Below are 12,802 nucleotides of genomic sequence, written 5' to 3'. Positions count from 1 at the left end.
CTGCCCTTTCCGTCTCGGGAGGAGTGGGTGGCGGCACTCGGCTCCCAGTCTGCCAGTAGGGTTACTGGACATGACGATCGACGCCACGATGGTCGGCCGGAGCTATTCGGCCGCCGAGTCCTACCAGGTCGGCCGGGAGAAGATCCGGGAGTTCGCCGACGCGATCGGCGACCCCAACCCGGCGTACCGGGGGGTGAACGCGGTCGCGCCGCCGACCTTCGCCTTCATGGTCGCCAACCCGGCGCTGCTGGAGTTGCTCGCGGACGAGGAGCTCGGGCTGCGGCTGGACCGGATCGTGCACGGCGCGCAGAAGTTCAGCTACACCCGCCCGATCAAGGCCGGCGACGAGATCGCCGCGACCGCCACCATCACCACCGTGCGCAAGGCCGGTGACGTCGAGGTGATCATGTACGAGACCGCGCTGACCACCGTGGACGGCGAGCCGATCGCCACCTCCACGTCGACGATCTCGCACAACCGGGCGGACTCATGAGCACCGTCGAGGTGGGTTTCGAGCTGCCGCCGCTGACCGTCACGCTGCGGCGCGAGGACCTGGTCCGGTACGCCGGTGCGAGCGGCGACTTCAACCCGATCCACTGGAACGACCGGATGGCCGCGGCCCTCGGGCTGCCCGGCGTGATCGCGCACGGCATGCTCACGATGGCGAGCGCGGCCCGGGTCGTCACCGACTGGCTGGACGACCCGGCGGATCTGGTCGAGTACGGGGTGCGGTTCACCAAGTTCGTCGTCGTACCGGACGACGACAAGGGCGCGACCGTCACGTTCTCGGCCAAGGTCGACAAGCTGACCGACGGCCACGCCGAGATCGACATCACCGCCCTGGCCGGCGAAGAAAAAGTCCTGGGCCGCGCCCGAGCGGTCGTGCGACTCCCGTGACCACTCCGAACGTTCCTGTCACCGGCGCCACGGCTGCCGGGGCAACCATCTCCAAGGATGTCCGGCTGGCGGACTTCACCACGTTGCGGATCGGCGGACCCGCCGACCGCCTGGTCGAGGTGACCACCGAGCAGGAACTGATCGACGCGGTCCGCGAGGCCGACGCCGCATCCCAGCCGGTGCTGCTGCTGTCCGGCGGCAGCAACGTGGTGATCGGCGACGAGGGCTTCCGCGGCACGGTCATCAAGATCGCCACCCGCGGCATCCGGGTCGACGCGGACGCCTGCTCCGGCGCGATGATCCACATCCAGGCCGGCGAGGACTGGGACGCCGTCGTCCAGCGCGCGATCGCCGAGGAGTGGAGCGGCCTGGAGTCGATGTCCGGCATCCCCGGGCTGGCCGGCTCGACACCGGTCCAGAACGTCGGCGCCTACGGCCACGAGGTCGCCGAGACGATCGCCTCGGTCCGCGTCTGGGACCGGGTCGACAACGCAGTACGCACGATCTTCGCCGCCAACTGCGGCTTCACCTACCGCAACTCCCGCTTCAAGGCCGACCCGACCCGGTACGCCGTACTGGAGGTCGCCTTCCAGCTCCCCCTGGGTGACCTCTCCGCCCCGATCGGCTACGCCGAACTCGCCCGCACCCTGGACGTAGAGCCCGGCTCCCGAGCCCCCATGACCGAGGTCCGCGAAGCCGTCCTGGCCCTCCGCCGCAGCAAAGGCATGGTCCTGGACGAGACCGACCACGACACCTGGTCAGCCGGCTCCTTCTTCACCAACCCCCTCCTGGACACCACCGCCGACGTCCCCGCCGGCGCCCCCCAATGGCCCCAACCCGACGGCCGCATCAAGACCAGCGCCGCCTGGCTGATCGAGCACGCCGGCATCGCCAAGGGCTTCTCCATCGGCAACGCCGCCGTCTCCACCAAACACACTCTGGCGCTGACCAACCGAGGCAACGCCACCTCGAAGGAACTCCTGGCCCTGGCCACCCACGTCCGCACCCAGGTCCACCACGCCTTCAACATCACCCTCGTCAACGAACCGGTCCTGGTGAACTGCGCCCTCTGACGCGCTGATCAATTCGTCGGGGATGTGGTTGCTGCTTGTTGCAGCGCCGCGCTCTTGATTCGATTTTTCGCGGCAATGACGCTGTATTCGTGTGCGAGTCAATCCGCCCGAATTCGCACAGGCCCGGCTCGAGCGCAGCGGTAATCGCGGCAAATGCATTGGCCACGATTCTTTGTTGTCCCGCGCCACCGCTGTGTCGTCGCGTGTCCCCGCGACCGGTTCTCCTTCCGGGCGGAGCTCTCTGGAGGGTGGGAACACGATGCAGAGAAAACGAATACTCGCGCTGGCGGCGGTCGCCGCGCTGGCGGTGGGCTTCACGCCGGCCGGGAACGCCATCGCGCATCTGACGGTGGCCGAGGGCGATCCGGTGGTCAAACCGGGCAGCCCGGGCTCGGGGCAGGTGGACCTGCGACAGCCCCCGGACGCCACCGGCAGTGTGCCGGTCGATCCGAACGCGGGGGCGGCCAGTCGCGACATCGCGACCCTGAACCAGCGGTACGCGCTCACCGCCGCTCAACGGGTGCAAGCCGAGACGATCCTGCAGAACAGCACGGTTCTGGGCAGCGCGCTCAAGAAGAAGAGCGCGAGCAGCCTGCCGTACACGGTCGACCAGTTCGGGGCCTGGCGAGACGACGACACCGGCGTGATGCACGGTGCGATCTACGACATCACGCTGAGCCGGCCGATCAACACCTTGATGTCGCGGTTGCCGGTGCTGACCGCCGACGGCCAGCCGTCGACCATCCAGGTCAAGCTGACGAACCTGCAGAAATTCACCATGATCGTCTCCTTCGACACCCAGGCGGTGGTCGAGGTCGATCCGATCGCCACCGAAGGCGCCGTCTTCACTCCTGGCCCGGAGACGACACCGCGGCCGACCCCGACCGGAGACGGTGATCAGTGATGGGAACGCGATTCAAGCGGCTGGCCGCGCTGGCAGGTGCCCTGGTTCTGGTCAGCTCGGTCTCCGGCCCGATGATCGCCCGGGCGGCCGAGGCAGGCAACGCGCAGGGGCTGCGGATGGGTACCGACCTGTTCTGGAACTACGACTTCACCACCAAGGTCGGGGCCGGCTGGGACAAGGTCGACTGGAACGTGACGTTGCTGTTCTACAACAACGCCGAGGTCGACAAGGTGAAGAACTCCTCGGCGATGCGGTTCTCCTACCCGTTCTCGGGCGGCTCGATGTACGCCTTCATGAACGACGGCGCCGGCGGTTACTACGACTCCGACCGGGGACCGAAGACGGACACCCCCAGTTGCTTCGGTGACACCCGGCACTTCCGGATCTACGCCGACGCGGATGACCGGATGTACACCACCGGGCTGGGCTACTGGGTCTTCGCGACGACGCACAAGGACTTCAACGAACTCTGCGCCGACTACTACGGGGACACCAACGGAACCGAGGCAGACGTCGCCAACCGGTTCGCGAGCAAGGGCTACACGGTGCTGCGGAACTACAGCTACTTCTACAACTACGAGCCGTACCACCTCGATCCACGCAACAAGAAGCACCGTTGGCAGTGCGACGGGTACGCCACCTACATCCGGATGTGAGCGGCGTGCGCAGAGTCCTCGCAGTGCTGGCCATCGGTCTTGCCCTGCCGTGCTCCGCCTCGGTCGCTACTGCGGCCGAGGCGCCGGCCCCGGTGACGATCGAACCCTCGAAGGCGTCGTGGCCGGTGGCAGACCTCGACCCGGCGGCGCGCACCGGCGTCCAGTTGGTCGGCGCCAAAGGTCAGCGGTACGACGTGAAGTTCCGTCTTCCGGAGGGTGCGGCGAACGGCAAGCCGGACTGGTTCCTGATGAAGCTGGACCTGCGCTTGCGGTTCGCCGCCCAGGCGCGCGGCGAGTGGGCGGTGGTCGGTGACATGAACGGCTTCACCGGCGCCCGGGTGGACTTCTCGGTCGAGCAGGGACAGGCGACGGTGAGCAGCCTGTCCCTGCTCGGCGGCCGACGGACCCGGACGACGGACGCGGCCGAGGTGACCGAGCAGTTCGTCAACTACGCCCAGGACGGTGGCTTGATCCCGGGCAAGGTGAACGTGCTCTCGTTCCGGATCGAAGCCGAGAAGGCCGCCGGACTGACCTCGGTGGAGGTGATGCCGACCTCCGGCCTCGAACTGACCAAGGCCCAGCCGGACGAGATCGGGCTGGGGACACCGGACAAGGCGCTGGTGGCGGCGGTCGGTGAAACCATCGAGGTTCCGTTCGGGGTCAGCCGTCGCGGCGGGCATCCCGACGCCCCGATCGACGTCGAACTGAGTCCTTTGCGATCGGGAATGTCGGTGGTCGGGGAATCCCATCAGAAATTCCCCGGAGTGGGCTCCGGAATACGCGGGAAATTCGTCATCAAGGTCGACAGCGCGGGCGAATACCGGGTCGCTGTCCGGGCTATCGGCAGTTACAATCCGGCGGGCGGTGAGATCAGTATTCTGGCCGGTCCGCGAGGCCCTGATCGGGTACGCTGGTGGTTGATCATCCCGGTGGCGCTGTTGACGCTGACCTTCGGGCTTCGACGGTTGCTGCGACACCGCAAGAACACAGCGGAGGTCCCATGATGCCGACGACGAACGACTCGGCGGTGCGGCGGCGGCCGTTGCTGGCGGTCGGCGGGCTGGCACTGGTGGCGCTGGTCGTCGGCCTGCTGTTCGGGGTGATCTTCGCTCTCCCGGTGGCACTGCTGGGCGTGGTGGCTGCCGTGGTGCTCCTTCGCAAGACGCCCGGGCCGTTGGTTCTCGGCGGCGGGCTGAACGTCGGCGTTCTCGTGGTCCTGTACCTGATCGCCGCCTTCACCGGGAAGTGACGGCCGGTCAGGCCAGCGCCTTGCCGGTTTCCTGGTCCAAGGGGCTGCGGACCGTGGCCGGGTGGCGGGTGAAGTCGAGGATGCTGTTGCGGAGTGCCTGGGCCGCGGGGGCGTCGACGTAGCTGCGGGTGGTGGTCATCGCCGCCACCTCGCTGATGCGGTGGATCAGGGGGCGCATCCGGTACTCCGTGCGGGTCTCCAGGACTGGGATGAGGGTTTCGCGGGCGCCGTCCAGCTCTCCCAGGAGGAGGTGGGCCTTGACCTGCTGGAGGCGGGTCATGCGTTCGGAGCCGTGGTTGCGCAGGGCGTGCGGGGCCGACTCGAAGAGGGCGACGCTGCGGTTGGCGTGCTCGAGGGTCAGGTCGGGGTGGCCCAGCGTCAGGTAGGCGTCGGACCAGAGGCCCTCGGCACGCTCTGGGGTGCAGAGGAAGAGGCCGCCTACCTCTGGTGCGGCCGGGTCGGGGGTGGTGCGCTTGGCCTGGTCGAGCATGGTGCGGGCCTCGTCGGTGCGGCCGGCTCGGGCCAGGTCCAGGGCGGCGGCCGACGCCAGGAACAGGGCGGAGGTACCGGAGGCGTACCGCAGGCCGTCCAGGGCGAAGTCCACCGCGTGGTCGATGTCGTCCTGCCAGAAGGCGGCCGTGTGCTGGGTGGCGCGGACCCAGGCGCGCAGCTCGTCGTAGCCGGAGGCATCGGCGCATGCCCAGGCTGTCCGGGTATGGCTCTCCGCGACCTCCGGGCGACCCAGGTCGACCGACATCCACCCGAGCAGGGTCAGTGCCCAGCCGGCTGCGGCGTACAGGTCGCGGGTCTGCTGCGGTGGCTGTCGGCCGCCGAGCAGCTTGAAGGCGCGGTCGCGGACGGCGATGCTGCGCTGGAACAGAGCCTTGGTCGGCACCTTGAGGTAGTTCTGCGCGATCCGCTGGATGTCGGCATGCAACTGCTCGACGGTGAGGCCGCCGACGTTCGACTCCTCGGCCAGGGCGAGCAGCGAGACCGACTGGTCGCCCGCGTCGATCAGCTGGTCCTCCATCCCGGCCATGGAGCAAGTGGTCAGCTCCGGGCCCAGCGGTCCCAATGTCCCGGCCTGGCCGAAGCCCAGCTCGCTGTCGGTGGCGACGTGCAGCACCTCCCGCAGCCCGGCCCGGTACGCCGCACCCGGCCAGCGCACCGCGCCGCGTTCGAGTTTGGCGATGTAGTGCCCGTCCAGCTCGTACCGCGTATCGGTGGTGGCCCACAGCCAGGCGCAGACCGCCTCGGCCAGTTCCGCGCGGGACAGGTGGGCGCCCGGCGTGTTGGGGGACGGCGTCCGTTCCCGGGCGGCTCGCAACAACTCGTTCGACTCTGGCATGACGGTAACTGTAGGTGCCCGGACACGCTCCGCGACGGTGTTCAGGGCCCCTGTGGAGGAGCTGCCCCAAGCTGCCCCGCGGTGCCCCGAGCTGCCCCGTTTCCCAACCCCGCTTAGGCTTTGGCAGATGGCCGAAGAAGCAGTGACGACGTTGCGCGCCGAGCTGCGCCGGTTCGGGCGGGCCGAAGAGGCGTTCGCCCTGCTGGAGACCTTCCTCGAGGTCGCCCGCCCCCGGCTCGAGACCGCGTCGCTCGACCCCAGAGAGCTGTACCTGCCCGAGGAGATGACCGACGACCGGGCCGTCGTCCGGGATTTGATCGATGCCATCGGCAACGAACCGAAGCCGCAGCGCCGGCTCCTGGTCGTCGCCGAGCGCAAGTACGACCTGGATGACGTGCAGGCCCGCTGGGACTTCACCCGGCTCGCGTACTGCTCCGACCTGGCCACCGTCTGGAGCCGCGGCCGGCGGACCACCTATTTCGAGGTGACCGACAAGAGCAGAGCGACGTACTGGCTGCCGGACACCCTCAAGATCCAGTACTTCGACGCGATCGCCGCCAAGGGCTGGGCGGTCCCCGAGGACTGGCTCAGCGCCCCCTCGAAGACCCCCAAACCCTGGTGGCGCCGCTTCTAGACCGCAGGCAGCTTCTCCAGCGCCGCCGCGACCGAGGCCTGCAAGTCGGCGTCGTCCCAGGCCCGGTCGGTCATCGCGCCGGACAGATAGGCGTCGTACGCCGCCAGATCCAGATGCCCGTGCCCGCAGAGCGCCGTGAGAATCACCTTCGACTCGCCCGACTCCTTGCACCGCTGCGCCTCCTCGATCGCCGCGGCCAGCGCATGCGTCGGCTCCGGCGCCGGCACGATGCCCTCCGACCGCGCGAACAGCACGCCCGCCGCGAAACACTCCGACTGTGGCTTCGCGATCGCCTCGATCTCGCCCGTCTCGTAGAGGTGGCTGATCAGCGGGCTCATCCCGTGGTACCGGAGTCCGCCGGCGTGGATCGGATCCGGGACGAAGTCGTGCCCGAGCGTGTGCATCTTCATCAGCGGCGTCATCCCGATCGTGTCGCCGAAGTCGTAGGCGTACGTGCCCTGCGTCAGTGACGGACACGCGGCCGGCTCCACGGCCCGTACCACGGGAGACATCCGCCCCGCCCACTTCTCCCTGAGGAACGGAAACGCAAGGCCGCCGAAGTTCGACCCGCCACCGGTGCAGCCGACCAGTACGTCGGGAGTCTCGCCGACCATCGCGAGCTGCATCAGCGCTTCCTCACCGATGATCGTCTGGTGCAGCAGCACGTGGTTGAGCACGCTGCCGAGCGCGTAGTGCACGTCAGGATCGGCGACCGCCATCTCGACGGCCTCGCTGATCGCGATCCCGAGTGAGCCGGTGGAGTCAGGATTCTCGGCGAGGATCTTCCGCCCCGACTCGGTCAGGTCCGACGGGCTCGGGTGCACGGTCGCGCCGAACACCTCCATCATCGTCCGCCGGTACGGCTTCTGGTCGTACGAAGCCCGCACCTGCCAGACCTCGCAATCCAGCCCGTACTGCGCGCAGGCGAAGGCCAGCGCGGTGCCCCACTGACCAGCGCCAGTCTCGGTCGTGAGCTTCCGGACCCCCGACTTGGCGTTGTAGTACGCCTGCGGCACCGCCGTATTCGGCTTGTGCGACCCGGCCGGCGACACGCCTTCGTACTTGTAGTAGATCCGGGCCGGCGTATCGAGCGCCTTCTCCAGCCGATGCGCCCGATAGAGCGGACTCGGCCGCCACAGCCGGTAGACGTCGAGCACCTCACCGGGGATGTCGACGTACTGCTCCTGCGACACCTCTTGCAGGATCAGGTCCATCGGGAACAGCGGCGCCAGGTCGTCCGGCCCCACGGGCTGCCCGGTGCCGGGATGCAGCACCGGCGGCGCTGGCGTCGGCAGATCGTGCAGCACGTTGTACCAGCGGGTCGGCAGCTCGTCTTCGGGCAGCAGGATCTTCGTCGGCGTCATGAACGCAAAGTAAGGCCTACAGCCCAGCCTTTTCCAGAGTGTCGACGCCGAGCCACGTGTCGATCTCACCGAGCAAACTCTTCTGTACTTCGGGAGGCGCCGTCGACGCGAGCACCGAGCCCTTCGCCAGGCCGGCCAGCTCGACATCGGTGAAGCCGTGCACGCTCCGGGCCGTCTCGTACTGCTCCGCCAGCCGCGACCCGAACAGCAGCGGGTCGTCGGCCCCCAACGCGATCCGGGCGCCCGCCTCGTACAACTGCCGCAGCGGCACGTCCTCCGGTCGCCGGTACACCCCCAGCGACACGTTGGACGCCGGGCAGACCTCCAGCGCGACCTGTGCGTCGACCACCCGCTTCAGCAGGTCGGGGTCCTCGACGACTCGCACACCGTGACCGATCCGGCCGGCACCCAGCTCGTCGAGACACGTCCGCACGGTCGCCGGACCGCAGAGCTCGCCGCCATGAGGTGCGGCCAGCAGGCCCGCGTGGTGGGCGATGCGGAACGCCGGGGCGAACTCGGACGTAGTACCGCGCCGCTCGTCGTTGGAGAGTCCGAAGCCGACGACTCCACGGCCGACGTACTGCGCGGCGAGCCGGGCCAGGGTCCGGGCGTCGAGGGGATGTCGCGTGCGGTTGGCGGCGATCACGACCTGGACCGAGATGCCGGTGCTCGCGGATGCGTCGCGGGCTGCGTCGAGTACCAGATCGGTGAACTCGGTGATGCCGCGGAAACGGCTCGCATACCCGGACGGGTCGACCTGGATCTCGAGCCAGCGGGAGCCGTCGGCGCGATCGTCCTCGGCGGCTTCGCGGACCAGGCGACGGACGTCTTCCTCGGTGCGCAGGACCGACCGGGCGACGTCGTACAGGCGCTGGAAGCGGAACCAGCCGCGCTCGTCGGCCGCGGACAGCTGCGGCGGCCAGTCGGTGCGCAGGGCGTCGGGCAGCCGGACGCCGTGCTTGTCGGCGAGCTCGACCAGCGTGAGGTGCCGCATCGACCCGCTGAAGTGCAGGTGCAGGTGGGTCTTCGGCAGCAGCCGCAGGTCCCGATCCGTCATTACAGAAGGTTACCGACAGACCGCCCGGAGAAGAAACCGGGCGGTCTGCCAGTGGTCGGCCAGGGGCCGGCCGGTGGTCAGCCGAGCAGCTTGGCGATCCGGCCGATGCCCTCGGTCAGATCCGCGTCGCCGAGTGCGTAGGACAGCCGCAGGTAGCCGGGCGCGCCGAACGCCTCGCCGGGCACGACCGCGACCTCGACCTCGTCGAGGATGATGCCGGCCAGGTCGGTCGAGGTGTTCGCGACCTTGCCGTTGATCTCCTTGCCGAGCACGCCCTTGACCGACGGGTAGGCGTAGAACGCGCCGGTCGGCTCCGGGCACTCGATGCCGGGGATGTCGTTGAGCAGCTGGACCATCAGCTTGCGCCGGCGGTCGAAGGCGACCTTCATCTCCTCGACGGCGCTCAGGTCGGCCGTCAGCGCCGCGATCGCGGCCCGCTGGGCGACGTTGCAGACGTTCGAGGTCTGGTGCGACTGCAGGTTCGTCGCGGCCTTGATGACGTCCTTCGGCCCGATCATCCAGCCGACCCGCCAGCCGGTCATCGCGTAGGTCTTGGCGACGCCGTTCAGCACGACGGTCTGGTCGGCGAGCTCCGGTACGGCGACCGGCAGCGAGGTCGACTTGGTGTCGCCGTAGGTGAGGTGCTCGTAGATCTCGTCGGTGATCACCCAGATGTCGTGCTCCAGCGCCCAGCGGCCGATCGCCTCGATCGCCTCCGGGGTGTCCACCGCGCCGGTCGGGTTCGACGGCGAGCAGAACAGCAGCGCCTTCGTCTTCTCGGTCCGGGCCGCCTCCAGCTGCTCGACGGTGACCAGGTAGTTCTGGCTCTCGTCGGCGAGCACCTCGACCGGCACGCCGCCGGCCAGCTGGATCGTCTCCGGGTACGTCGTCCAGTACGGCGCGGGCAGCAGCACCTCGTCGCCCGGGTCGAGCAGGGTGGCGAACGTGTTGTAGACGGCGTGCTTGCCGCCGTTGGTGACGAGCACCTGGCTCGCCTCGATCTCGTACCCCGAATCCCGCTTCGTCTTCTCGACGATGGCCTGCTTCAGCTCGGGCAGACCACCCGCCGGGCTGTAGCGGTGGTTCTTCGGATCGCGGGCGGCCACGACGGCCGCCTCGACGATGTAGTCCGGGGTCGGGAAGTCCGGCTCGCCGGCGCCGAAGCCGATGACCGGACGGCCGGCCGCCTTGAGGGCCTTCGCCTTCGCGTCGACAGCGAGGGTGGCCGATTCACTGATTGCACCGATACGTGCGGAGATGCGGGAGACCATGGGCCCCATCCTGGCACTGACCGGCCGCTGGTCACATCCGGGTATCGCCTGGTGACCGGAACCATGGTGGCCCCCCTGGCGTTGCAAGGGCGTGGAGACGGTAAGGTTCTGCCCGCAGTACGACGTCCGGCCCGAAGTCCACGGAGGTTCGCCGCCGTGGTGGGGACCCGGAGCAGCCTGGGGCTCAGTTCGACCAGGTGGCCCCGACCCCGTACACTCTTCTGGTCTGGGCGTTGATGGCCCTGACTCGGCATGCCCGAGATCAGGTCCGGCGGCGTTCGGAACTTTGCAGAGGGCACTAGCTCAACTGGCAGAGCATCGGTCTCCAAAACCGAAGGTTGGGGGTTCAAGTCCCTCGTGCCCTGCAAATCCTGATCGGTACAAGGCCGGTCAGGCCGCCGCTAGCGAAAGAGGTAGGTCGTGACGGAGACGCGCACCCCGGCACCGTCCGGCGCCGGCAAGCCTGCGGAGAGCAAGGGCGGAAACCGCCTGCTGCGCTTCTACCGCCAGGTGGTCGCCGAGCTCCGCAAGGTGGTCTGGCCGACCCGCAAGCAGCTGTCCACCTACTTCGTGGTCGTACTGACCTTCGTGGTGTTCGTCATCGCGATCGTGTCGGTGCTCGACCTCGCCTTCGGCTGGGCGATGTTCAAGATCTTCGGCTGACGCCACAGCCGCCGCCCGCACCACAGCCGGAGCCCACCCCGGTTCCACCACCCGATGCACAGATGACGGAGTACAACGTGTCCGACCAGCGCGACGACGAGGTCCTCGACGAGGACGAGTTCGACGTATCCGCTGACTCCGACGACGACCTCGATCTCGACTTGGGTTTCGACGACTCCGACGACGATGACGACGACGACCTGTTCAAGGACATCGAGGTCGAGGTCGGCGACGATGACGACGTGCCACTGGCCGCCGACAGCGAGTACGCGGCTGACGACGAGGCCGAGGACGGTACGGCCGACGAGGACGACTCCGACGACGAGCCGGTGGTGGTCGTAGCGGCCGCCGACGACGCGGAGGACGCCGAGGTGGTCACCGAGGCCGACATCGACGACGCCGCGGACGAGCTCGCCGAGGAGACCGCCGAGACGGCTCCGGACGACACCACCGAGTCGGAGCCCGAGGTCGACGAGGTCGTCTTCTCGTCCGCCGGTGACGACTCCGACTCCGACTCTGCTGACGAGGACGAAGCCGAAGAAGAGGTCGAGCCGGCCGAGCCGGGCGACCCGCTGGAGGAGCTGCGCGCCACGCTGCGCTCCCAGATCGGCGACTGGTACGTGGTGCACACGTACTCAGGGATGGAGAACCGGGTCAAGGGCAACCTCGAGAACCGGATCAACTCCCTGAACATGGAGGACTTCATCTTCGAGATCGTCGTGCCGACCGAAGAGGTCGCCGAGATCAAGAACGGGCAGCGCCGGATGGTCAAGCGCACCGTGCTCCCCGGCTACGTGCTGGTCCGGATGGACCTGACGGACGAGTCCTGGTCGACCGTGCGGCACACGCCGTCGGTGACCGGTTTCGTCGGGAACAGCCAGAAGCCGGTCCCGCTCAGCCTCGAAGAGGTCGAGAAGATGCTCGCTCCGGCCGTCGTGGCGGCGGCCGAGGCAGCGGCTGCCGAGACCGGCGCCGCACCCACCAAGACCGCGGCCAAGAAGAAGGTCGAGGTCGCCGACTTCGGTGTGGGCGACTCGGTCATGGTCGTCGACGGGCCGTTCGCGACCCTGCACGCCACCATCACGGAGATCAATGCCGACGCCCAGCGGATCAAGGCGCTGGTGGAGATCTTCGGCCGGGAGACCCCGGTGGAACTCAGCTTCAGCCAGATCCAGAAAGTCTAAGGACCCGAGAGAATGCCTCCCAAGAAGAAGATCGCTGCCCTCGTGAAGGTGCAGCTCCAGGCCGGCGCCGCGACGCCGGCCCCGCCGGTCGGTACCGCGCTCGGTCCGCACGGCGTCAACATCATGGAGTTCTGCAAGGCGTACAACGCCCAGACGGAGTCCATGCGCGGAAACGTCGTGCCGGTCGAGATCACCATCTACGAAGACCGCTCCTTCACGTTCATCACCAAGACGCCGCCGGCGCCGGAGATGATCAAGAAGGCCGCGGGCCTGCAGAAGGGTTCGGCCGTCCCGCAGAAGGACAAGGTCGGCAAGATCACCAAGGACCAGGTCCGCGAGATCGCCACCACCAAGATGCCCGACCTGAACGCGCGCGACATCGACGCCGCGATGAAGATCATCGAGGGCACCGCGCGCTCGATGGGCGTCACGATCGAGAAGTAAGCACCTCTTTCCGGTTCACCTCGGTGAGCCAGCAGGAGTGGAAGGGCGATCAGTTCGC

General features: G+C 68.4%; 15 protein-coding genes and 1 tRNA gene. 12 read left to right on the top strand and 4 right to left on the bottom strand.

From position 1 onward, the window contains the following. Positions 1-70 precede the first annotated feature (70 nt). From ABD768_RS11640 to ABD768_RS11610, 7 genes are all read left to right on the top strand, one after another. Positions 71-493, top strand: coding sequence for an FAS1-like dehydratase domain-containing protein (locus ABD768_RS11640; protein ID WP_343976261.1), 423 nt, complete (start codon positions 71-73; stop codon positions 491-493). Continuing rightward, positions 490-897, top strand: coding sequence for a MaoC family dehydratase (locus tag ABD768_RS11635; protein WP_343976264.1), 408 nt, complete (start codon positions 490-492; stop codon positions 895-897). The genes ABD768_RS11640 and ABD768_RS11635 overlap by 4 nt, the downstream gene beginning before the upstream one ends. Then, the gene (locus tag ABD768_RS11630; RefSeq protein WP_344840143.1) at positions 894-1,970 is read left to right on the top strand and encodes a UDP-N-acetylmuramate dehydrogenase; all 1,077 of its coding nucleotides are present in this window, start codon (positions 894-896) and stop codon (positions 1,968-1,970) included. Before ABD768_RS11635 ends, ABD768_RS11630 begins: the two co-directional genes overlap by 4 nt. A gap of 259 nt (positions 1,971-2,229) precedes the next feature. Beyond that, the gene (locus ABD768_RS11625) at positions 2,230-2,874 is read left to right on the top strand and encodes a hypothetical protein (protein ID WP_343976270.1); all 645 of its coding nucleotides are present in this window, start codon (positions 2,230-2,232) and stop codon (positions 2,872-2,874) included. Continuing rightward, positions 2,874-3,530, top strand: a complete 657-nt coding sequence (locus tag ABD768_RS11620; protein WP_344840140.1) for a hypothetical protein — start codon at positions 2,874-2,876, stop codon at positions 3,528-3,530. The genes ABD768_RS11625 and ABD768_RS11620 overlap by 1 nt, the downstream gene beginning before the upstream one ends. 5 nt (positions 3,531-3,535) lie before the next feature. After that, the gene (locus ABD768_RS11615) at positions 3,536-4,534 is read left to right on the top strand and encodes a hypothetical protein (RefSeq protein ID WP_344840137.1); all 999 of its coding nucleotides are present in this window, start codon (positions 3,536-3,538) and stop codon (positions 4,532-4,534) included. Continuing rightward, the gene (locus ABD768_RS11610; RefSeq protein ID WP_343976279.1) at positions 4,531-4,779 is read left to right on the top strand and encodes a hypothetical protein; all 249 of its coding nucleotides are present in this window, start codon (positions 4,531-4,533) and stop codon (positions 4,777-4,779) included. The genes ABD768_RS11615 and ABD768_RS11610 overlap by 4 nt, the downstream gene beginning before the upstream one ends. A gap of 7 nt (positions 4,780-4,786) precedes the next feature. Here the strand turns inward: ABD768_RS11610 and ABD768_RS11605 are convergent, their stop codons facing one another. Continuing rightward, on the bottom strand, positions 4,787-6,127 hold the full coding sequence (locus ABD768_RS11605; protein WP_343976282.1) for an NsdA family TPR-like regulatory protein: 1,341 nt from the start codon (positions 6,125-6,127) through the stop codon (positions 4,787-4,789). A 127-nt stretch (positions 6,128-6,254) separates the two neighbouring features. Here ABD768_RS11605 and ABD768_RS11600 point away from each other — a divergent pair, with 127 nt between their 5' ends. Beyond that, complete coding sequence (locus tag ABD768_RS11600; RefSeq protein ID WP_343976285.1) at positions 6,255-6,761, top strand: hypothetical protein; 507 nt, start codon at positions 6,255-6,257, stop codon at positions 6,759-6,761. Here ABD768_RS11600 and ABD768_RS11595 read toward each other — a convergent pair. The 3 genes from ABD768_RS11595 to ABD768_RS11585 all read right to left on the bottom strand — a co-directional run bounded on the left by ABD768_RS11595 (position 6,758) and on the right by ABD768_RS11585 (position 10,453). Beyond that, entirely contained in the window at positions 6,758-8,125 is a 1,368-nt protein-coding gene (locus tag ABD768_RS11595) for a TrpB-like pyridoxal phosphate-dependent enzyme (RefSeq protein WP_344840133.1), read from the bottom strand. The genes ABD768_RS11600 and ABD768_RS11595 overlap by 4 nt on opposite strands. 16 nt (positions 8,126-8,141) lie before the next feature. Beyond that, the gene (locus tag ABD768_RS11590) at positions 8,142-9,182 is read right to left on the bottom strand and encodes an adenosine deaminase (RefSeq protein WP_343976291.1); all 1,041 of its coding nucleotides are present in this window, start codon (positions 9,180-9,182) and stop codon (positions 8,142-8,144) included. A 77-nt stretch (positions 9,183-9,259) separates the two neighbouring features. Then, the gene (locus ABD768_RS11585; protein ID WP_343976294.1) at positions 9,260-10,453 is read right to left on the bottom strand and encodes a pyridoxal phosphate-dependent aminotransferase; all 1,194 of its coding nucleotides are present in this window, start codon (positions 10,451-10,453) and stop codon (positions 9,260-9,262) included. 292 nt (positions 10,454-10,745) lie between these two features. Here ABD768_RS11585 and ABD768_RS11580 point away from each other — a divergent pair. The 4 genes from ABD768_RS11580 to rplK all read left to right on the top strand — a co-directional run bounded on the left by ABD768_RS11580 (position 10,746) and on the right by rplK (position 12,744). Then, positions 10,746-10,818, top strand: a tRNA-Trp gene (locus tag ABD768_RS11580). A gap of 55 nt (positions 10,819-10,873) precedes the next feature. Further along, entirely contained in the window at positions 10,874-11,116 is a 243-nt protein-coding gene (gene secE, locus ABD768_RS11575; protein WP_328329499.1) for a preprotein translocase subunit SecE, read from the top strand. 62 nt (positions 11,117-11,178) lie between these two features. Next, positions 11,179-12,300, top strand: coding sequence for a transcription termination/antitermination protein NusG (gene nusG, locus ABD768_RS11570; protein WP_425558417.1), 1,122 nt, complete (start codon positions 11,179-11,181; stop codon positions 12,298-12,300). A gap of 12 nt (positions 12,301-12,312) precedes the next feature. After that, positions 12,313-12,744 (top strand): 50S ribosomal protein L11, encoded by a 432-nt coding sequence (rplK, locus tag ABD768_RS11565; protein ID WP_020388147.1) that lies wholly within the window; start codon positions 12,313-12,315, stop codon positions 12,742-12,744. Positions 12,745-12,802 lie beyond the last annotated feature (58 nt).

The organism is Kribbella ginsengisoli, from assembly GCF_039537185.1.
GTDB lineage: Bacteria > Actinomycetota > Actinomycetes > Propionibacteriales > Kribbellaceae > Kribbella > Kribbella koreensis.
Note: the sequence above shows the minus strand (reverse complement) of the source record. Positions and strands in the feature narration are given on the sequence as shown.